Here is a 19165-nt window from a genome sequence, read left to right on the forward strand (position 1 = left end):
GCCGCACAGAACAAAACTAGCGCTTCTCCCACCCATTTGCCTGCGCCGTAAACCCTAATGCCTGCATAAATGCCGCCATCACGCTGCGGTCTTCCACGCCCACGTCGGCCATCCACCAGGAGGTCACACTCGGGTTTTCGCGGATAACCTCTTCAACCAGATACTGCCCTACACCGCGACGGCGGGTTACGTCACGCACGCGAAGTGAGTCCAGCGCCCCTTCCGTACCGCTCAGTGTGACGCGCACAGCCGCCAGCAGACGCTCGTTAAAACGCGCGGCATAAATGCGATGAGTCTCGTCGACGGTCAGCGACGAAGGGGAATATTCCGGCCAGATTTTGCCCAGGTCGATATGATCCTGGTCGCTAAAGGTCACCAGACGAACGATAGTCAGTTTCATTAGCTACTTGTCCAAATCAAATAGAGTGGGGGCAGTGTACTCAATTTATTCACTCAGCGGCTTCTTCTTTTTATTTCCATTAACCAGGTGATTAGTTTTTTGGCAACGCATTGTGCAGTTCGAAAACATATGGATCGAAAAATAAGCAGAATTTTAACCTAAATGGCAGTGATTTATTCGGCGCTTTATGCCGTTATTTTATGCTGCAAACTGCGCTTTTATTTGTTTATCTCTGTCTGATTTCAGAATATTATCTTTGCTTAATCGCCTGAAAAATAGAGATATTAGTCTGGTTTTTGTGAAAAAACTGCGCTAAACCATTAAAGGCACTGGTAAAAATAGCGTTGTTCATTAAAAGTACAGAATGCTTTTTAACCATAATAAAACAAAATATATACACAACATCACGAATGGGGATTCAGAGATGAAAAGGAACGCGAAGACGTTAATCGCGGGGATGGTCGCACTGGCGATTTCGCATGCAGCTATGGCGGAAGAGATTAAAGTTGCTGTCGTCGGTGCGATGTCCGGCCCTGTCGCCCAGTGGGGAGATATGGAGTTCAACGGCGCGCGCCAGGCAATCAAAGACATCAACGCCAAAGGCGGTATCAAAGGTGACAAGCTGGTAGGTGTGGAGTACGACGACGCCTGCGATCCAAAACAGGCCGTGGCAGTCGCCAACAAAATTGTGAACGATGGCATCCAGTACGTGATCGGCCACCTGTGCTCATCGTCCACTCAGCCTGCGTCTGATATCTACGAAGACGAAGGCATTCTGATGATTACCCCTGGTGCGACTAACCCGGAGCTGACCCAGCGCGGTTATCAGCACATCATGCGTACTGCCGGTCTGGACTCCTCTCAGGGGCCAACTGCCGCCAAATATATCCTCGAAAACGTCAAGCCGCAGCGTATCGCCATTATTCATGACAAGCAGCAGTATGGCGAAGGTCTGGCGCGTTCCGTTCAGGATGGCCTGAAAAAAGGCGGTGCGAATGTTGTCTTCTTCGACGGTATTACCGCGGGTGAGAAAGACTTCTCCGCGCTGATTGCCCGTCTGCAAAAAGAAAACATCGATTTCGTTTACTACGGTGGCTACTACCCGGAAATGGGCCAGATGCTGCGCCAGGCACGTTCAGTCGGTCTGAAAACCCAGTTTATGGGGCCGGAAGGTGTGGGCAATGCCTCACTGTCTAACATTGCGGGCGACGCTGCCGAAGGCATGCTGGTGACGATGCCAAAACGCTATGACCAGGATCCGGCGAACAAAACTATCGTTGATGCGCTCAAGGCGCAGAAGAAAGATCCGAGTGGTCCATACGTGTGGATCACTTACGCAGCGGTGCAGTCTCTGGCAACCGCACTGGATCGTAGCGGCAGCAAAGAACCGCTGGCGCTGGTGAAAGATTTAAAAGCACACGGGGTGAACACCGTGATTGGGCCGCTGAACTGGGATGAGAAAGGCGATCTGAAGGGATTTGAGTTTGGTGTCTTTAAGTGGCACGCCGATGGTTCGTCCTCGGTCGCCAAATAATTATCCCACCGCCCGAACCACCGGGCGGGTATAAAAAGGTTTGCATATGTCCGAGCAGTTTCTCTATTTCTTGCAGCAGATGTTTAACGGCGTCACGCTGGGAAGCACCTACGCGCTGATCGCCATCGGTTATACGATGGTTTACGGCATTATCGGCATGATCAACTTCGCCCACGGCGAGGTGTACATGATCGGTAGCTATGTCTCCTTTATGATCATTGCCGCCCTGATGATGATGGGTATCGACAGCAGCTGGTTGCTGGTTGCCGCCGGATTTGTCGGCGCGATTGTGATTGCCAGTGCCTACGGCTGGAGCATTGAGCGCGTGGCCTACCGGCCGGTGCGCAGCTCCAAGCGCCTGATTGCACTCATCTCCGCCATCGGGATGTCTATCTTCCTGCAAAACTACGTCAGCCTGACGGAAGGCTCACGCGATGTGGCGTTGCCAAGCCTGTTTAACGGCCAGTGGATTGTAGGAGCCAGCGACAACTTCTCTGCCTCTATCACCACCATGCAGCTGGTTATCTGGATTGTGACCTTCATTGCGATGCTCGCCCTGACGCTGTTCATCCGTTACTCCCGCATGGGACGCGCCTGCCGCGCCTGTGCAGAAGATCTGAAGATGGCGAGCCTGCTCGGCATCAACACCGACCGCGTGATTGCGCTTACCTTCGTGATTGGCGCAGCGATGGCGGCGGTGGCGGGCGTATTGCTCGGTCAGTTCTACGGCGTAATCAACCCGTACATCGGCTTTATGGCCGGGATGAAAGCTTTCACTGCGGCGGTGCTGGGCGGTATCGGCAGTATTCCTGGCGCGATGATTGGTGGCCTGATCCTGGGCGTGGCTGAAGCGCTCTCTTCGGCGTATCTGAGTACCGAATATAAAGATGTGGTGTCGTTTGCCCTGCTGATTCTGGTTCTGCTGGTGATGCCTACCGGTATTCTGGGTCGTCCGGAGGTAGAGAAAGTATGAAACCGATGCATTTTGCAATGGCGTTGCTCTCTGCTGCCATGTTCTTCGTGCTGGCGGGCGTCTTTATGGGCGTTCAGTTAGAGCTGGATGGCACTAAGCTGGTGGTCGATACCGCCGCCGACATCCGCTGGCAGTGGGTGTTTATTGGTACTGCGGTCGTGTTCCTGTTCCAGCTGCTGCGTCCGCTGTTCCAGAAGACGCTGAAAAACGTCTCTGGCCCGAAATTTGTGCTGCCCGCTATCGACGGTTCTACCGTTAAGCAGAAACTGTTCCTCGTGGCGCTGCTGGTGGCTGCTGTTGCGTGGCCGTTTGTGGTATCGCGCGGTACGGTGGATATCGCGACGCTGACCATGATCTACGTGATCCTCGGTCTCGGCCTCAACGTGGTGGTGGGCTTGTCCGGCCTGCTGGTGCTGGGCTACGGCGGCTTTTACGCCATCGGTGCCTACACCTTTGCGCTGCTGAACCACTATTACGGCCTCGGATTCTGGACGTGTCTGCCGCTGGCTGGGCTGGTTTCTGCCGCGGCGGGCTTCCTGCTGGGCTTCCCGGTGCTGCGTCTGCGTGGTGACTATTTAGCGATTGTGACCTTAGGCTTCGGTGAAATCGTCCGTATCCTGCTGCTCAACAATACTGAAGTGACCGGTGGCCCGAACGGTATCAGCCAGATCCCGAAACCGACCTTCTTCGGTCTGGAGTTCAGCCGTACCGCCCGCGAAGGTGGCTGGGATACTTTCAGCAACTTCTTTGGTATGAGGTATGACCCGTCCGACCGCGTTATCTGGCTTTACCTGGTCGCGCTGCTGCTGGTGGTGATTACGCTGTTCGTGATTAACCGTCTGCTGCGTATGCCGCTGGGCCGCGCCTGGGAAGCACTGCGTGAAGATGAGATTGCCTGTCGCTCGCTGGGCCTGAACCCAACCCGTATCAAGCTGACCGCGTTCACCATCAGTGCCGCATTTGCCGGTTTCGCCGGAACGCTGTTTGCCGCACGTCAGGGCTTCGTCAGCCCGGAATCGTTCACCTTTGCCGAATCCGCCTTTGTGCTGGCGATTGTGGTGCTCGGCGGGATGGGCTCGCAGTTCGCCGTTATTCTGGCGGCCATCCTGCTGGTGGTATCGCGTGAACTGATGCGTGACTTTAACGAATACAGCATGCTGATGCTGGGTGGTTTGATGGTGCTGATGATGATCTGGCGTCCGCAGGGCTTGCTGCCGATGACGCGTCCACAGCTGAAGCTGAAGAACGGACAAGCGAAAGGAGAGCAGGCATGAGTCAGCCATTATTATCCGTTAACGGCCTGATGATGCGTTTTGGCGGCCTGCTGGCGGTCAACAACGTCTCTCTGGATCTGCACAAGAAAGAGATTGTCTCCCTGATTGGCCCGAACGGCGCGGGGAAAACAACCGTGTTTAACTGCCTGACCGGTTTTTACAAGCCAACGGGCGGTACCATTATGCTGCGCGACCAACATCTGGAAGGATTGCCGGGCCAGCAAATTGCCCGTATGGGCGTGGTGCGTACCTTCCAGCACGTGCGTCTGTTCCGCGAGATGACGGTGATTGAGAACCTGCTGGTGGCACAACATCAGCAGCTCAAAACGGGCATCTTCTCTGGCCTGCTGAAAACCCCAGCTTTCCGTCGTGCGCAGAGCGAAGCGTTAGATCGCGCTGCGACCTGGCTCGACCGTATTGGTCTGCTCCAGCACGCTAACCGTCAGGCGAGCAACCTGGCCTACGGTGATCAGCGTCGCCTTGAGATTGTGCGCTGCATGGTGACCCAGCCGGAAATCCTGATGCTCGACGAACCGGCTGCGGGCCTCAACCCGAAAGAGACCAAAGAGCTGGACGAGTTGATTGCTGAGCTGCGCGATCATCACGACACCACTATTCTGTTGATTGAACATGATATGAAGCTGGTGATGGGCATCTCTGACCGTATCTACGTGGTGAACCAGGGTACACCGCTGGCGAATGGTACGCCGGATGAGATCCGCAACAACCCGGACGTGATCCGTGCTTACCTGGGTGAGGCATAAGATGGAAAAAGCGATGTTAACGTTTGATAAAGTAAATGCCCACTACGGTAAGATCCAGGCGTTGCATGACGTCAGCCTGCATATCAATCAGGGTGAAATCGTCACCTTGATCGGGGCCAACGGCGCGGGTAAAACCACGCTGCTGGGTACCCTGTGCGGTGATCCGCGTGCCACCAGCGGGCGGATTGTGTTTGATGGCAAAGACATTACCGACTGGCAGACCGCCAAAATCATGCGTGAAGCGGTGGCGATTGTCCCGGAAGGGCGTCGCGTGTTTTCTCGTATGACGGTGGAAGAGAATCTGGCAATGGGGGGCTTCTTTGCCGATCGTGACCAGTATCAGACCCGTATCAAGCGTGTGTATGAACTCTTCCCGCGGTTGTGGGAACGCCGCATTCAGCGTGCGGGCACCATGTCTGGCGGTGAACAGCAGATGCTGGCGATTGGCCGTGCGCTGATGAGCCAGCCGCGCCTGTTACTGCTTGATGAACCGTCGCTCGGTCTTGCGCCGATCATCATCCAGCAGATTTTCGACACCATCGAGCAACTGCGTAAGGAGGGGATGACCATCTTCCTCGTCGAGCAGAACGCCAACCAGGCGCTGAAGCTGGCTGACCGTGGTTACGTGCTGGAGAATGGCCGCGTGGTGCTGGAAGACACCGGTGACGCGCTGCTGGCGAACGAAGCAGTGCGGAGTGCGTATTTAGGCGGTTAGGTAAAAGCAAAAAGGCAACGCACGTTGCCTTTTTTAGTGTTTGTACCCTCTCCCGTGGGAGAGGGCCAGGGTGAGGGCACCAGACCGCACGAGGTAAAAGCAAAAAGGCAACGCACGTTGCCTTTTTTAGTGTTTGTACCCTCTCCCGTGGGAGAGGGCCAGGGTGAGGGCACCAGACCGCACGAGGTAAAAGCAAAAAGGCAACGTACGTTGCCTTTTTTAGTGTTTGTACCCTCTCCCGTGGGAGAGGGCCAGGGTGAGGGCACCAGACCGCACGAGGTAAAAGCAAAAAGGCAACGCACGTTGCCTTTTTTAATGTTTGTACCCTCTCCCTGTGGGAGAGGGCCAGGGTGAGGGCACCAGACCACACCCAACGCCTTCACATAACCATCATCCCCCTGACGCTTTGCTGTCACTTATCTGTAAACAAACAGTTATTTTTCTGTCATTCGAGCATGTCATGTTACCTCGCGAGCATAAAACGCGTGATATCGCGCATCCGGCACAATAAGAGAGATGACAATGACATCGTTACGACACACAGCTTTGGGTCTGGCACTGGGTCTGGCTTTTGCGACGAACGCAATGGCTGTCACCACCATTCCGTTCTGGCATTCTATGGAAGGGGAGTTGGGTAAAGAAGTCGACTCCCTGGCGCAACGCTTCAACGACACCCACCCGGATTACAAAATTGTGCCGGTGTACAAAGGTAACTACGAGCAGAGCCTGAGCGCGGGCATTGCCGCTTTCCGTACCGGTAACGCGCCTGCGTTGTTACAGGTTTATGAAGTGGGTACCGCCACCATGATGGCCTCTAAAGCCATCAAACCCGTGTACGAAGTCTTTAAAGATGCAGGCATCAACTTCGACGAATCTCAGTTCGTGCCGACGGTGGCGGGTTACTACACAGATTCTAAAACCGGTCACCTGCTGTCTCAGCCATTCAACAGCTCCACGCCGGTGCTGTACTACAACAAAGACGCCTTTAAGAAAGCCGGTTTAGACCCGGAGCAGCCACCAAAAACCTGGCAGGATCTGGCCGAGTACACCGCGAAGCTGAAAGCGGCGGGTATGAAGTGCGGTTACGCCAGCGGCTGGCAGGGCTGGATCCAGATTGAAAACTTCAGCGCCTGGCACGGTCTGCCAGTTGCCACCAAAAACAACGGTTTTGACGGCACTGACGCGGTACTGGAGTTCAACAAGCCAGAGCAGGTGAAACACATTGCACTGCTGGAGGCACTGAACAAGAAGGGCGATTTCAGCTACTTCGGTCGTAAAGACGAATCTACGGAGAAGTTCTACAACGGTGACTGTGCCATTACCACCGCGTCTTCTGGTTCGCTGGCGGATATCCGTCACTACGCCAAATTCAACTACGGCGTGGGCATGATGCCTTACGACGCTGATGTGAAAGGCGCGCCGCAGAACGCCATCATCGGCGGAGCGAGCCTGTGGGTGATGCAGGGTAAAGACAAAGGCACTTATAAAGGCGTGGCCGAGTTCCTCGACTTCCTGGCGAAGCCTGAGATTGCCGCAGAATGGCACCAGAAAACGGGCTACCTGCCAATCACCAAAGCCGCGTATGACCTGACCCGCGAGCAGGGCTTCTATGACAAGAACCCAGGGGCGGATATCGCCACGCGTCAGATGCTGAACAAGCCACCGTTGCCATTCACCAAAGGTCTGCGTCTGGGCAACATGCCGCAGATCCGCACCATCGTTGATGAAGAACTGGAAAGCGTGTGGACCGGTAAGAAAACCCCACAGCAGGCGCTGGACTCTGCGGTAGAGCGCGGAAATCAGCTGCTGCGCCGCTTTGAGCAGTCGACAAAGTCTTAATCCTTTTACCCTCACCCTCGCCCTCTCCCAAAGGGAGAGGGAACTCATACACCCTCTCCCTTTGGGAGAGGGCTGGGGTGAGGGGAAATCAACCTGAGCTAATTTATGTCCTCATCCCGTCCCGTGTTTCGTTCGCGCTGGCTGCCGTATTTGCTGGTCGCGCCGCAACTGGTCATCACCGTTATCTTCTTTATCTGGCCTGCGGGCGAAGCGCTGTGGTACTCGGTACAAAGTGTCGATCCGTTCGGGCTTTCCAGCCAGTTTGTCGGCCTGGATAACTTCGCGACCCTGTGGCACGACAGCTACTACATCGACGCCTTCTGGACGACGATCAAATTCAGCACGCTGGTTACCGTGAGCGGCCTTATCGCCTCGCTGTTTTTTGCCGCGCTGGTGGATTATGTGGTGCGCGGCAGCCGTCTCTATCAGACGCTGATGCTGTTACCTTACGCTGTGGCCCCTGCGGTTGCTGCCGTGCTGTGGATCTTCCTGTTTAACCCAGGGCGCGGGTTGATTACCCACTTCCTCGCGGAATTTGGTGTTGAGTGGAACCACGCACAGAACAGCGGTCAGGCCATGTTCCTGGTGGTGTTTGCCTCAGTATGGAAGCAGATCAGCTACAACTTCCTGTTCTTCTTTGCCGCGCTGCAATCCATTCCGCGTTCGCTGGTAGAAGCTGCGGCGATTGATGGTGCAGGCCCGGTTCGCCGCTTCTTCAGACTGTCGTTGCCGCTGATCGCCCCGGTGAGTTTCTTCCTGCTGGTGGTTAACCTTGTGTACGCCTTCTTCGATACCTTCCCGGTGATCGACGCTGCGACCGCTGGCGGCCCGGTACAGGCGACGACCACGCTGATCTACAAGATCTACCGCGAAGGTTTTGCCGGTCTGGATCTCTCAGCCTCCGCCGCGCAGTCGGTCGTGCTGATGTTCCTCGTCATCATCCTTACGGTGGTGCAGTTCCGTTATGTTGAAAGTAAGGTGCGCTACCAATGATTGAGAACCGTCGCGGGCTGACGATTTTCAGCCATACCATGCTGATTCTGGGCATTATCGTCATCCTGTTCCCGCTTTATGTGGCCTTTGTGGCCGCCACGCTGGACACCAAAGCGGTGTTTGATACGCCGATGACGCTGATCCCGGGCGGACATCTGTTCGAGAACATGGAAACCATCTGGACGCAGGGCGTGGGTGCCAACAGCGCACCATTCTGGCTGATGATGCTCAACAGCTTCATCATGGCGTTCGGTATTACGGTGGGCAAAATTACGGTGTCGATGCTGTCTGCTTTTGCCATCGTCTGGTTCCGTTTTCCCCTGCGTAACCTGTTCTTCTGGATGATTTTCATCACCCTGATGCTGCCAGTGGAAGTCCGTATCTTCCCGACGGTGGAAGTGATTGCCAACCTGAATATGCTGGACAGCTACGCGGGCTTAACCTTGCCGCTGATGGCCTCGGCGACCGCTACTTTCCTGTTCCGTCAGTTCTTTATGACCCTGCCGGACGAACTGATTGAAGCGGCGCGTATCGACGGTGCTTCGCCGATGCGCTTCTTCCGCGACATCGTGTTGCCGCTGTCGAAAACCAACCTCGCGGCGCTGTTTGTGATCACCTTTATCTACGGCTGGAACCAGTACCTGTGGCCGCTGCTGATTATCCAGGACGTCAACCTCGGCACCGCCGTGGCGGGCATCAAAGGCATGATCGCCACCGGTGAAGGCACCACCCTCTGGAACCAGGTCATGGCGGCGATGCTGCTCACCCTTATCCCCCCGGTCGTAATCGTTTTAGCCATGCAGCGTGCGTTTGTGCGTGGTTTAGTGGACAGTGAGAAATAAGATGGCAGGACTGAAACTTCAGGCAGTAACCAAAAGCTGGGACGGCAAAACCCAGGTCATTCAGCCGCTCACGCTCGATGTGGCGGACGGAGAGTTCATTGTGATGGTCGGCCCGTCTGGCTGTGGCAAATCGACGCTGTTGCGTATGGTGGCCGGGCTGGAACGCGTGACCTCCGGCGATATCTGGATTGACCGCCAGCGCGTCACCGAGATGGAGCCGAAAGACAGGGGCATCGCGATGGTGTTCCAGAACTATGCCCTTTACCCGCACATGAGCGTGGAAGAGAACATGGCCTGGGGGCTGAAAATTCGCGGTATGGGCAAAAGCCATATCGACGAGCGGGTGAAAGAAGCGGCACGCATTCTGGAGCTGGACGGTTTGCTGAAGCGCCGCCCACGTGAGCTTTCCGGCGGCCAGCGTCAGCGCGTGGCGATGGGACGTGCCATCGTGCGCGACCCGGCGGTATTCCTGTTCGACGAACCACTCTCCAACCTGGATGCCAAACTGCGCGTGCAGATGCGCCTTGAGCTGCAACAATTGCATCGCCGTCTGAAAACAACATCCCTGTACGTGACCCACGATCAGGTGGAGGCCATGACCCTCGCCCAGCGGGTGATGGTGATGAACAAAGGCATCGCCGAGCAGATTGGCACCCCGGTGGAAGTGTATGAGAAACCGGCCACCCGCTTTGTGGCGAGCTTTATCGGCAGCCCGGCGATGAACCTGCTGGAAGGCCATATCAGCAACGCGGGCACGCACTTTGAGCTGGAAAGCGGGATGGCCATCCCGATCAACTGGTACTATCGTGGCTACGCCGGGCGTAAAATGACGCTCGGTATCCGCCCGGAGCATATCGGTTTAACTTCTCAGGCGGAAGGCGGCGTGCCGTTGGTGATGGACACGCTGGAGATGCTGGGGGCAGATAACCTGGCGCACGGACGGTGGGGCGAGCAAAAACTGGTGGTGCGTCTGGCACACCAGGAACGCCCTAAAGCAGGCAGCACGCTGTGGCTGCATCTGCCGGAAAATCACCTGCACTTCTTTGACGGTGAAACAGGACAACGAGTATGAGCAACTGGCCTTATCCCCACATCGTCGCCCACCGTGGCGGCGGTAAACTGGCACCGGAAAATACCCTGGCGGCGATCGACATGGGGGCGCGTTACGGTCATACGATGATCGAGTTCGACGCCAAACTGTCGAAAGACGGCGAAATTTTCCTGCTGCACGATGACAACCTCGAACGCACCAGCAACGGCTGGGGCGTAGCAGGGGAGTTGCCGTGGCGTGACCTGCTGAACGTGGATGCCGGAAGCTGGTACAGCGGCGAATTCAAGGGCGAACCGCTGCCGCTGCTGGCGAACGTAGCAGACCGCTGTCGTCAACACGGGATGATGGCTAACATCGAAATCAAACCGACCACGGGCACCGGGCCACTGACGGGCAAAGTGGTTGCGCTGGCTGCTCGTGAGCTGTGGGAAGGAATGACCGCACCGCTGCTGTCGTCGTTTGAAATTGATGCACTGGAAGCGGCGCAGGCTGCTGTGCCGGAGCTGCCGCGCGGGCTGCTGCTGGACGAATGGCGTGAAGACTGGCGCGAGCTGACGTCCCGCTTAGCCTGTGTGTCTATCCACCTGAACCACTCGCTGCTGGATGAAGCACGGGTGAAGATGTTGAAAGCGGCGGGTCTGCATATTCTGGTTTACACCGTCAACAAACCCCAGCGTGCGGCTGAGCTGCTGCGCTGGGGAGTGGACTGCATCTGTACCGATGCAATTGATCTGATTGGCCCGAATTTTAGTTCTGTGGATTAAGCATACTGCCATTCGACTGCGGCGGCAGCATATGCTGCTGACCGCTACTTTGGGTTGTTCCCCCGCCTAACATGCCGCCGTTATGGTTTGGCAACGGCTGCTCACGTACCTGGCCCTGCTGAATGCGCTGGGTATTGGCATCCATCTGGTTTTGCAGGCCCTGCTGCTGCATCTGGGTCTGCATTTTCAGCTGCTGGTTCAGCATCCCTTTTTGCTGCTGCTGTTGGCTCATCATCTCCGTTTGCATACGCTGCTGGCTGGGAATGACATAACCCTGCTGGTTCGGGTTATTCAGGGTATTCAGGGGCTGTGCGAGCGCGGTAAAGGGTATCAGTGCTGCAATGATCAAAAGCTGTTTCACGGTTGTCTCCTCCTTCTGAGGCTTTTCTTAAGTTTACCCTGAATCCGGCATAACGATGATTTTTTAGGAGTTGTGAACCAGGCTTAACCGGGGAATATGGATCCCTTCACCTGGAGAACAATAATGATGAAACCAACGTTTTTGCGCTGGGTAGCGATCGCCGCACTGATGGCAGGCGGCACATTTAGCGTGGCGGCCAACCCGCCTGCGGCTCCACCAGTGTCCTACGGCGTGGAAGAAGATGTTTTTCATCCCGTGCGGGCGACACATGGCATGGTGGCGTCGGTGGACGCGCTGGCAACGAAAGTCGGTGTCGATATTCTTAAGCAGGGGGGTAACGCGGTAGATGCCGCCGTTGCGGTGGGATATGCGCTGGCGGTAACACACCCGCAGGCGGGTAACCTGGGCGGTGGTGGTTTTATGATGCTGCGCACCAAAGACGGGAAAACCGCGGCTATCGATTTCCGTGAAATGGCACCCAATCAGGCCTCCCGGGATATGTTCCTTGACGCTCAGGGCAACCCGGACAGTAAAAAATCCCTGACCTCGCATCTTGCCTCCGGTACGCCGGGCACCGTTGCGGGCTTCTCGCTGGCGCTGGAAAAATACGGCACGATGCCGCTGAACAAAGTGGTGCAGCCTGCAATTAAGCTGGCGCGCGACGGTTTTGTGGTGAATGATGCGCTGGCGGACGATCTTAAAACCTACGGCAGCGAAGTCATCCCTCAGCATGAAAACAGTAAAGCGATCTTCTGGAAAAACGGCGAGCCGCTGAAGAAGGGTGACCAACTGGTGCAAAAGAACCTCGCGAAAAGCCTTGAGCTGATAGCGGAGCACGGCCCGGATGCTTTCTACAAAGGGGCGATTGCCGACCAGATTGCCGACGAAATGAAAAAGAACGGCGGGCTTATCACCAAAGTGGATCTGGCGGAGTACAAGGCGGTAGAGCGCACCCCCATCAGCGGGGAGTATCGCGGGTATCAGGTTTACTCCATGCCGCCACCGTCCTCCGGGGGCATTCATATCGTGCAGATCCTCAACATCCTTGAAAACTTCGATATGCACAAGTTTGGCTTTGGCAGTGCGGATGCCATGCAGGTGATGGCGGAGGCGGAAAAGCATGCCTACGCTGACCGCTCGGAATACCTCGGTGACCCGGACTTTGTGAAGGTACCGTGGCAGGCGTTAACCAATAAAGCCTACGCCAAATCCATTGCCGATCAGATCGACATCAACAAGGCTAAACCGTCCAGTGAGATCCGCCCAGGCAAGCTGGCCCCGTACGAAAGCAACCAGACCACCCACTTCTCGGTGGTGGATAAAGACGGTAATGCGGTAGCGGTGACCTACACGCTCAACACTACCTTTGGTACCGGGATTGTGGCGGGCAACAGCGGCATTCTGATGAACAACGAGATGGACGACTTCTCCGCCAAACCGGGCGTGCCAAACGTCTACGGGCTGGTAGGCGGTGATGCTAACGCCGTCGGGCCGAAGAAACGGCCGCTGTCGTCGATGTCGCCAACCATCGTGGTGAAAGACGGTAAAACCTGGCTGGTGACCGGCAGCCCTGGCGGTAGCCGTATCATTACCACCGTGCTGCAGATGGTGGTGAACAGCATTGATTTTGGGATGAACGTCGCCGAAGCGACCAATGCTCCACGCTTCCACCATCAGTGGCTGCCGGATGAACTGCGCGTCGAGAAAGGCTTTAGCCCGGACACGATCAAACTGCTGGAGCAGCGCGGACAGAAAGTGGCAGTGAAAGAGGCGATGGGTAGTACCCAGAGCATTATGGTCGGGCCGGACGGTGCGCTGTTTGGCGCGTCTGACCCGCGTTCGGTGGATGATTTGACGGCGGGGTACTGATTGTTCCCCTCTCCCCATAGGGGAGAGGGGAAATGAACTACTTCATTCTCGCCATATAATACGCGTCCACATACTCGCCGTTGCGCAGCCCGTAGCGCTTGCCAGTGCCTTCAATCTCAAACCCGTGTTTCTTGTAGACCGCAATCGCCGGTTCGTTATCCACAAACACCGTCAGCTCAATACGGTCGACGCGCAGCCAGTTGTCGCACATATCAATCATGGTGCGTATCAGTGCGCTGGCGACGCCACGGTTTTGCCACTGTGCATCAACGCAGATACCGAAATCGGCGACGTGGCTACGGCGTGGGCGCTGGGCGACATCAATAGTGAGATGCCCGACCACGATATCGTCAATGCAGGCAACCAGCTGCTTAATACCCGGCTGGTCGCCTAGCCGCATTTGCCACATTTCCATTGAAGGATGAGGAACCTGTAGCGTGTTGTGGTACACCTCCGGCTGGGAATGGATCTGACGAATGGCATCGTAATCTTTTGGTTCAGCGTGGCGTATCACTATCTCACTCATTCCTTCATCCTCAGTCAGTTAAACGTCCCTTCCAACATCAATGACTTTAAAAATTGCGTCAACTGCTATTTTTTGCAAAAAAGATTGGACAAGTGCGAATGAGAATGATTATTATTGCTTCGCGTTCAGGAAGACCTCTACGGGAACCTGAAAGCACGACATTGCTCACATTGCTTCCAGTATTACTTTAGCCAGCTTCTAGCTGGCTTTTTTTTGCCTGTTTTTCTCCCTCTCCCTGTGGGAGAGGGGTGGGGTGAGGGCAAAACTTGCGCTACTGTATCTCACAGTAACCTTAAAAAGGACTGAGCCATGACCCTGAACTGTGCATTTATCGGATTTGGTAAAAGCACCATGCGTTACCATCTTCCGTATGTTCTCCACCGTAAAGACCGCTGGCACGTTGCCCACATTTACCGGCGCAGCGCGAAGCCAGAAGAGCAATCTCCGCAGTACTCTCATATTCATTTCACCAGCGATCTTGATGAGGTTTTAAACGATCCACAGGTACAGCTGATGATCGTTTGTACCCACGCCGACAGCCATTTTGACTACGCCAAACGTGCGCTCGAAGCAGGCAAAAACGTGCTGGTGGAAAAACCGTTTACCCCAACGCTTGCCGAAGCGAAAACCCTGTTTGCGCTGGCGAAAAGCAAAGGGCTGACCGTTACGCCATACCAGAATCGCCGTTTTGACAGCTGCTTCCTGACGGCGAAAAAGGCCATTGAGAGCGGTAAGCTCGGCGATATCGTTGAGATTGAAAGCCATTTCGATTACTTCCGCCCGGTGGCGGAAACCAAACCCGGCCTGCCGCAGGACGGTGCATTTTATGGTCTGGGTGTACACACCATGGATCAAATTATCTCTCTGTTTGGTCGCCCGGACCATGTGGCGTATGACATCCGCAGCCTGCGCGATAACGCTAACCCGGACGATACCTTTGAAGCACAGCTGTTTTACGGCGACCTGAAAGCTATCGTTAAAACCAGCCATCTGGTGAAAATCGACTACCCGAAATTTATCGTTCACGGTACCAGAGGCTCGTTTATCAGGTACGGCATCGACCAGCAGGAAACCAGCCTGAAGGCCAATATTATGCCAGGTGAACCGGGCTTTGCGGCGGATGATTCGGTGGGCGTGCTGGAGTATGTGAATGACGCAGGCGTGACGGTCAGGGAAGAGTTGAAACCTGAAACGGGTGACTATGGTCGCGTCTATGATGCACTGTTTGAGACGATCAGCAACGGTGCGCCGAATTACGTCAAGGAATCTGACGTTCTGACTAACCTCGAAATCCTCGAACGGGCCTTTGAACAGGCTTCTCCTGCCACGATAACCTTGGCGAAATAAGCAAAAATAGCTCCTCTGTACTTGTTCACAATTTTTGAACAGAGGAGTCAATTTTCACCCTCTATGATCCCTGGCGGTTTGCGTCCACACTTAGTCCATCGAAACGCACTGAGGGTGAAAACAATGATCTATTTACGCAAAGCAAACGAACGTGGTCACGCGAATCATGGCTGGCTGGACTCATGGCATTCATTCTCGTTTGCCGATTACTACGACCCAAACTTCATGGGTTTCTCCGCACTGCGCGTGATTAACGACGACGTGATTGATGCAGGCCAGGGCTTCGGTACCCACCCGCACAAAGACATGGAAATCCTGACTTATGTGCTGGAAGGGGCGGTTGAGCACCAGGACAGCATGGGCAACAAAGAGCAGGTTCCGGCGGGTGAGTTCCAGATTATGAGCGCAGGTACCGGGGTGCGTCACTCTGAGTACAACCCAAGCAAAACTGACCGTCTGCGTCTGTATCAAATCTGGATCATTCCAGAAGAAACCGGCATTACGCCGCGCTACGAGCAGCGTCGCTTCGACGCGAAGCAGGGCAAACAGCTGGTGCTGTCCCCGGATGCGCGTGAAGGTTCCCTGAAAGTGCATCAGGATATGGAGCTGTATCGCTGGGCACTGGCGAAAGACGAGCAGTCTGTGCATCAGATTGCCGCCAACCGCCGCGTGTGGATCCAGGTGGTGAAAGGTGAAGTGACCATTAACGGTACCAAAGCCACCACAGCTGATGGTCTGGCAATCTGGGATGAGCAGGCACTGTCTGTACATGCCGACAGCGAAAGCGAAATTCTGCTGTTTGATTTACCTCCGGTATAAATAATTGCTCAACCTTCCCTTTAAACGGGGAAGGTTGAGCTTTGTCCGTGATAAACTGAGCAAATCTCTCACTCAAGATTTCTCAGGACGATGAAAAAGAAACGCCCCGTACTTCAGGATGTCGCCGATCGCGTTGGTGTGACCAAAATGACGGTCAGCCGTTTTTTACGTAACCCGGAACAGGTTTCCGTGGCGTTGCGTGGCAAGATTGCTGCAGCCCTTGATGAACTGGGTTATATCCCCAACCGCGCACCCGATATACTCTCCAATGCGACCAGCCGTGCGGTGGGCGTCCTCCTGCCTTCCTTAACCAACCAGGTTTTCGCCGAAGTGTTACGCGGTATTGAAAGCGTGACGGATGCCTTTGGTTACCAGACCATGCTCGCTCACTACGGGTACAAGCCGGAACTGGAAGAAGAACGTCTTGAATCGATGCTTTCCTGGAACATCGACGGCCTGATTTTAACCGAACGTACTCACACCCCACGCACGCTGAAGATGATTGAAGTGGCAGGGATCCCGGTGGTGGAGCTGATGGACAGCCAGTCGCCGTGCCTCGATATTGCCGTTGGCTTTGATAACTTCGAAGCGGCGCGCCAGATGACGGCAGCGATCATTGCGCGCGGCCATCGCCATGTGGCTTACCTGGGGGCGCGTCTGGATGAGCGTACTATCATCAAACAGAAAGGATACGAGCAGGCGATGCTCGACGCGAATTTAACCCCGTACAGCGTAATGGTGGAGCAATCGTCCTCCTATACGTCGGGGATTGAACTGATGCGCCAGGCACGACGTGAGTACCCGCAACTGGACGGTATTTTCTGTACCAACGATGACCTTGCGGTTGGTGCGGCGTTCGAATGCCAGCGTCTGGGGCTGAAGATCCCGGACGATATGGCGATTGCCGGTTTCCACGGTCATGACATCGGCCAGGTGATGGAACCGCGTCTGGCGAGCGTCCTGACACCGCGTGAACGCATGGGCCGCATTGGTGCAGAACGCCTGCTGGCGCGCATTCGTGGTGAGGTGGTTACCCCCAAAATGTTAGATTTAGGTTTCACCTTGTCACCGGGTGGATCTATTTGAGCTGACAAATTTGAAGTAGCTCACAGTTATTCACTTCACGCACGTTTGGATATTGCTTCTCTTTTGCCCCGGCAGGACAATGTTACCGATAACTGTTACCCGTAACAATTGACTGAGGGACACCCTTTGAGCACGACTAATCATGATCACCACGTTTACGTCCTGATGGGCGTTTCCGGTAGCGGTAAATCTGCCGTAGCAAGCGAAGTGGCGCATCAACTCCATGCCGCGTTTCTTGATGGCGACTTCCTCCATCCACGCAGCAACATCATGAAAATGGCCGCAGGCGAGCCGCTGAACGACGACGACCGCAAACCGTGGTTGCAGGCGCTGAACGATGCTGCCTTTGCGATGCAGCGCACCAACGAAGTCTCTTTGATTGTGTGTTCCGCGCTGAAAAAAACCTACCGCGACCTGCTGCGTGACGGTAATCCGAACCTCTCTTTCATCTACCTGAAAGGGGATTTCGGGGTGATTGAAAGCCGCCTGAAGGCGCGTAAAGGGCACTTCTTCAAAACCCAGATGCTGGTGACGCAGTTCGACGCGCTGCAGGAGCCGGGTGCGGATGAGAAAGATGTTTTAGTGGTTGATATCGATCAGTCACTGGAAGGTGTTGTTGCCAGCACCATCGGGGTTATTACTAAAAGGCAGTAAGTTGTGAGTACATTAACGCTTGTTTTAACAGCAGTGGGTTCTGTGTTGCTGCTGCTGTTTTTAGTGATGAAGGCGCGTATGCATGCTTTCGTTGCTTTGATGGTGGTTTCTATTGGTGCAGGTCTCTTTTCCGGTATGCCGCTCGATAAAATCGCAGCGACGATGGAAAAAGGGATGGGCGGCACGCTGGGTTTCCTGGCGATTGTGGTCGCGCTGGGCGCGATGTTTGGCAAGATTTTGCATGAGACGGGCGCAGTCGATCAGATTGCCGTCAGGATGTTGAAATCGTTCGGGCACAGCCGCGCACACTACGCGATTGGCCTGGCCGGTCTGATTTGTGCGTTACCGCTGTTCTTTGAGGTGGCGGTGGTGCTGCTGATTAGCGTGGCGTTCTCAATGGCACGTCATACCGGTACCAACCTGGTGAAGCTGGTCATTCCGCTGTTTGCGGGTGTGGCCGCTGCCGCAGCGTTCCTGCTGCCGGGGCCTGCCCCGATGCTGCTGGCGTCGCAGATGCACGCTGACTTTGGCTGGATGATCCTGATTGGCCTGTGTGCGGCGATCCCGGGCATGATTATTGCCGGTCCGCTGTGGGGCAATTTTATCAGCCGCTACGTTGAGCTGCACATTCCGGATGACGTTACTGAGCCGCATCTGGGCGAAGGTAAAATGCCGTCCTTCGGTTTCAGCCTGTCGTTGATCCTGCTGCCGCTGGTGCTGGTGGGTCTGAAAACCATCGCCGCGCGTTTCGTGCCGGTAGGGTCTACCGCGTATGAATGGTTTGAGTTTATCGGCCATCCATTCACTGCGATCCTGGTGGCGTGTCTGGTCGCCATTTATGGCCTGGCGATGCGTCAGGGTATGCCGAAAGACAGGGTGATGGAGATCTGCGGTCACGCGCTGCAGCCTGCGGGCATCATTCTGCTGGTGATCGGTGCGGGTGGTGTGTTCAAGCAGGTGCTGGTGGATTCTGGCGTGGGCCCGGCTCTGGGCGAAGCGCTGACAGGTATGGGCCTGCCGATTGCAGTGACCTGCTTCGTGCTGGCGGCCGCGGTGCGTATCATTCAGGGTTCCGCAACCGTAGCCTGTTTAACCGCCGTGGGTCTGGTGATGCCGGTGATTGAACAGCTGAACTACTCCGGTGCGCAGATGGCGGCGCTGTCTATCTGTATTGCAGGTGGCTCGATTGTGGTGTCCCACGTGAACGACGCTGGTTTCTGGCTGTTCGGTAAATTTACCGGAGCCACCGAAGCGCAAACCCTGAAAACCTGGACGCTGATGGAAACCATCCTCGGCACTACGGGTGCGATTGTCGGGATGATTGCGTTTACGCTGCTGAGCTAACTACAGGGTA

The 19165-nt window shown here is 55.4% G+C and carries 19 protein-coding genes; 16 read left to right on the plus strand and 3 right to left on the minus strand.

Annotated features, from left to right (window positions below):
• Nucleotides 1–16: 16 nt before the first annotated feature.
• Nucleotides 17–400 carry an aspartate 1-decarboxylase autocleavage activator PanM gene (gene panM, locus ACHHZ6_RS10200; protein WP_182272937.1) on the minus strand — a complete coding sequence of 128 codons (384 nt, stop codon included), beginning with the start codon at nt 398–400 and terminating at the stop codon, nt 17–19.
• Between the two features lie 424 nt (nt 401–824).
• On the opposite strand from panM, the gene livK reads away from it, so the two are divergent.
• The 10 genes from livK (at nt 825) to ugpQ (ending at nt 11149) form a co-directional block, all read left to right on the plus strand.
• On the plus strand, nt 825–1934 hold the full coding sequence (livK, locus tag ACHHZ6_RS10205) for a high-affinity branched-chain amino acid ABC transporter substrate-binding protein LivK (RefSeq protein ID WP_182919069.1): 1110 nt from the start codon (nt 825–827) through the stop codon (nt 1932–1934).
• 46 nt (nt 1935–1980) lie between these two features.
• Nucleotides 1981–2907 carry a high-affinity branched-chain amino acid ABC transporter permease LivH gene (gene livH / locus ACHHZ6_RS10210; protein WP_182272935.1) on the plus strand — a complete coding sequence of 309 codons (927 nt, stop codon included), beginning with the start codon at nt 1981–1983 and terminating at the stop codon, nt 2905–2907.
• Nucleotides 2904–4181 (plus strand): branched chain amino acid ABC transporter permease LivM, encoded by a 1278-nt coding sequence (gene livM / locus ACHHZ6_RS10215; RefSeq protein WP_182272934.1) that lies wholly within the window; start codon nt 2904–2906, stop codon nt 4179–4181. Before livH ends, livM begins: the two co-directional genes overlap by 4 nt.
• Nucleotides 4178–4945: a high-affinity branched-chain amino acid ABC transporter ATP-binding protein LivG gene (livG, locus tag ACHHZ6_RS10220; RefSeq protein WP_182272933.1), complete on the plus strand. Its 768-nt coding sequence runs from the start codon at nt 4178–4180 to the stop codon at nt 4943–4945. Before livM ends, livG begins: the two co-directional genes overlap by 4 nt.
• A gap of 1 nt (nt 4946) precedes the next feature.
• Nucleotides 4947–5660: a high-affinity branched-chain amino acid ABC transporter ATP-binding protein LivF gene (gene livF / locus ACHHZ6_RS10225; RefSeq protein ID WP_182272932.1), complete on the plus strand. Its 714-nt coding sequence runs from the start codon at nt 4947–4949 to the stop codon at nt 5658–5660.
• Nucleotides 5661–6182: 522 nt separating this feature from the next.
• Nucleotides 6183–7499 carry a sn-glycerol-3-phosphate ABC transporter substrate-binding protein UgpB gene (gene ugpB, locus ACHHZ6_RS10230; protein ID WP_182919067.1) on the plus strand — a complete coding sequence of 439 codons (1317 nt, stop codon included), beginning with the start codon at nt 6183–6185 and terminating at the stop codon, nt 7497–7499.
• Between the two features lie 105 nt (nt 7500–7604).
• Nucleotides 7605–8492: a sn-glycerol-3-phosphate ABC transporter permease UgpA gene (ugpA, locus tag ACHHZ6_RS10235; protein WP_395122180.1), complete on the plus strand. Its 888-nt coding sequence runs from the start codon at nt 7605–7607 to the stop codon at nt 8490–8492.
• A complete protein-coding gene (gene ugpE / locus ACHHZ6_RS10240; RefSeq protein ID WP_182272929.1) occupies nt 8489–9334 on the plus strand; it encodes a sn-glycerol-3-phosphate ABC transporter permease UgpE in 846 nt (281 codons plus the stop codon). The genes ugpA and ugpE overlap by 4 nt, the downstream gene beginning before the upstream one ends.
• A 1-nt stretch (nt 9335) precedes the next feature.
• Nucleotides 9336–10406, plus strand: coding sequence for a sn-glycerol-3-phosphate import ATP-binding protein UgpC (locus tag ACHHZ6_RS10245; RefSeq protein WP_182272928.1), 1071 nt, complete (start codon nt 9336–9338; stop codon nt 10404–10406).
• Entirely contained in the window at nt 10403–11149 is a 747-nt protein-coding gene (gene ugpQ, locus ACHHZ6_RS10250) for a glycerophosphodiester phosphodiesterase (RefSeq protein ID WP_182272927.1), read from the plus strand. The genes ACHHZ6_RS10245 and ugpQ overlap by 4 nt, the downstream gene beginning before the upstream one ends.
• Here ugpQ and ACHHZ6_RS10255 read toward each other — a convergent pair.
• Complete coding sequence (locus ACHHZ6_RS10255; RefSeq protein ID WP_182272926.1) at nt 11133–11510, minus strand: DUF2756 family protein; 378 nt, start codon at nt 11508–11510, stop codon at nt 11133–11135. The two genes, ugpQ and ACHHZ6_RS10255, sit on opposite strands and share 17 nt — an antisense overlap.
• A 123-nt stretch (nt 11511–11633) precedes the next feature.
• On the opposite strand from ACHHZ6_RS10255, the gene ggt reads away from it, so the two are divergent.
• Entirely contained in the window at nt 11634–13379 is a 1746-nt protein-coding gene (gene ggt, locus ACHHZ6_RS10260) for a gamma-glutamyltransferase (protein WP_395122181.1), read from the plus strand.
• 37 nt (nt 13380–13416) lie between these two features.
• Here the strand turns inward: ggt and yhhY are convergent, their stop codons facing one another.
• On the minus strand, nt 13417–13905 hold the full coding sequence (yhhY, locus tag ACHHZ6_RS10265) for an N-acetyltransferase (RefSeq protein WP_182272924.1): 489 nt from the start codon (nt 13903–13905) through the stop codon (nt 13417–13419).
• 309 nt (nt 13906–14214) lie between these two features.
• On the opposite strand from yhhY, the gene ACHHZ6_RS10270 reads away from it, so the two are divergent.
• The 5 genes from ACHHZ6_RS10270 to gntU all read left to right on the plus strand — a co-directional run bounded on the left by ACHHZ6_RS10270 (nt 14215) and on the right by gntU (nt 19155).
• On the plus strand, nt 14215–15252 hold the full coding sequence (locus tag ACHHZ6_RS10270) for an oxidoreductase (protein ID WP_395122182.1): 1038 nt from the start codon (nt 14215–14217) through the stop codon (nt 15250–15252).
• 123 nt (nt 15253–15375) lie between these two features.
• On the plus strand, nt 15376–16071 hold the full coding sequence (locus ACHHZ6_RS10275; protein WP_395122183.1) for a pirin family protein: 696 nt from the start codon (nt 15376–15378) through the stop codon (nt 16069–16071).
• Between the two features lie 90 nt (nt 16072–16161).
• Nucleotides 16162–17157 carry a gluconate operon transcriptional repressor GntR gene (gene gntR / locus ACHHZ6_RS10280; RefSeq protein WP_152082572.1) on the plus strand — a complete coding sequence of 332 codons (996 nt, stop codon included), beginning with the start codon at nt 16162–16164 and terminating at the stop codon, nt 17155–17157.
• Between the two features lie 126 nt (nt 17158–17283).
• Nucleotides 17284–17811: a gluconokinase gene (gene gntK / locus ACHHZ6_RS10285; protein ID WP_182272921.1), complete on the plus strand. Its 528-nt coding sequence runs from the start codon at nt 17284–17286 to the stop codon at nt 17809–17811.
• A gap of 3 nt (nt 17812–17814) precedes the next feature.
• Nucleotides 17815–19155 (plus strand): gluconate transporter, encoded by a 1341-nt coding sequence (gene gntU / locus ACHHZ6_RS10290; protein WP_182272920.1) that lies wholly within the window; start codon nt 17815–17817, stop codon nt 19153–19155.
• The last annotated feature ends 10 nt before the right edge of the window (nt 19156–19165 follow it).

It is taken from the genome of Enterobacter cloacae complex sp. 2024EL-00214, assembly GCF_043945575.1.
GTDB lineage: Bacteria > Pseudomonadota > Gammaproteobacteria > Enterobacterales > Enterobacteriaceae > Enterobacter > Enterobacter cloacae_P.

Bases quoted from the DNA above. Each gene is read 5' to 3' on its own strand.
- panM (WP_182272937.1), bottom strand. From the start codon at position 400: ATGAAACTGACTATCGTTCGTCTGGTGACCTTTAGCGACCAGGATCAT.
- livK (WP_182919069.1), top strand. From the start codon at position 825: ATGAAAAGGAACGCGAAGACGTTAATCGCGGGGATGGTCGCACTGGCG.
- livH (WP_182272935.1), top strand. From the start codon at position 1,981: ATGTCCGAGCAGTTTCTCTATTTCTTGCAGCAGATGTTTAACGGCGTC.
- livM (WP_182272934.1), top strand. From the start codon at position 2,904: ATGAAACCGATGCATTTTGCAATGGCGTTGCTCTCTGCTGCCATGTTC.
- livG (WP_182272933.1), top strand. From the start codon at position 4,178: ATGAGTCAGCCATTATTATCCGTTAACGGCCTGATGATGCGTTTTGGC.
- livF (WP_182272932.1), top strand. From the start codon at position 4,947: ATGGAAAAAGCGATGTTAACGTTTGATAAAGTAAATGCCCACTACGGT.
- ugpB (WP_182919067.1), top strand. From the start codon at position 6,183: ATGACATCGTTACGACACACAGCTTTGGGTCTGGCACTGGGTCTGGCT.
- ugpA (WP_395122180.1), top strand. From the start codon at position 7,605: ATGTCCTCATCCCGTCCCGTGTTTCGTTCGCGCTGGCTGCCGTATTTG.
- ugpE (WP_182272929.1), top strand. From the start codon at position 8,489: ATGATTGAGAACCGTCGCGGGCTGACGATTTTCAGCCATACCATGCTG.
- ACHHZ6_RS10245 (WP_182272928.1), top strand. From the start codon at position 9,336: ATGGCAGGACTGAAACTTCAGGCAGTAACCAAAAGCTGGGACGGCAAA.
- ugpQ (WP_182272927.1), top strand. From the start codon at position 10,403: ATGAGCAACTGGCCTTATCCCCACATCGTCGCCCACCGTGGCGGCGGT.
- ggt (WP_395122181.1), top strand. From the start codon at position 11,634: ATGATGAAACCAACGTTTTTGCGCTGGGTAGCGATCGCCGCACTGATG.
- yhhY (WP_182272924.1), bottom strand. From the start codon at position 13,905: ATGAGTGAGATAGTGATACGCCACGCTGAACCAAAAGATTACGATGCC.
- ACHHZ6_RS10270 (WP_395122182.1), top strand. From the start codon at position 14,215: ATGACCCTGAACTGTGCATTTATCGGATTTGGTAAAAGCACCATGCGT.
- ACHHZ6_RS10275 (WP_395122183.1), top strand. From the start codon at position 15,376: ATGATCTATTTACGCAAAGCAAACGAACGTGGTCACGCGAATCATGGC.
- gntR (WP_152082572.1), top strand. From the start codon at position 16,162: ATGAAAAAGAAACGCCCCGTACTTCAGGATGTCGCCGATCGCGTTGGT.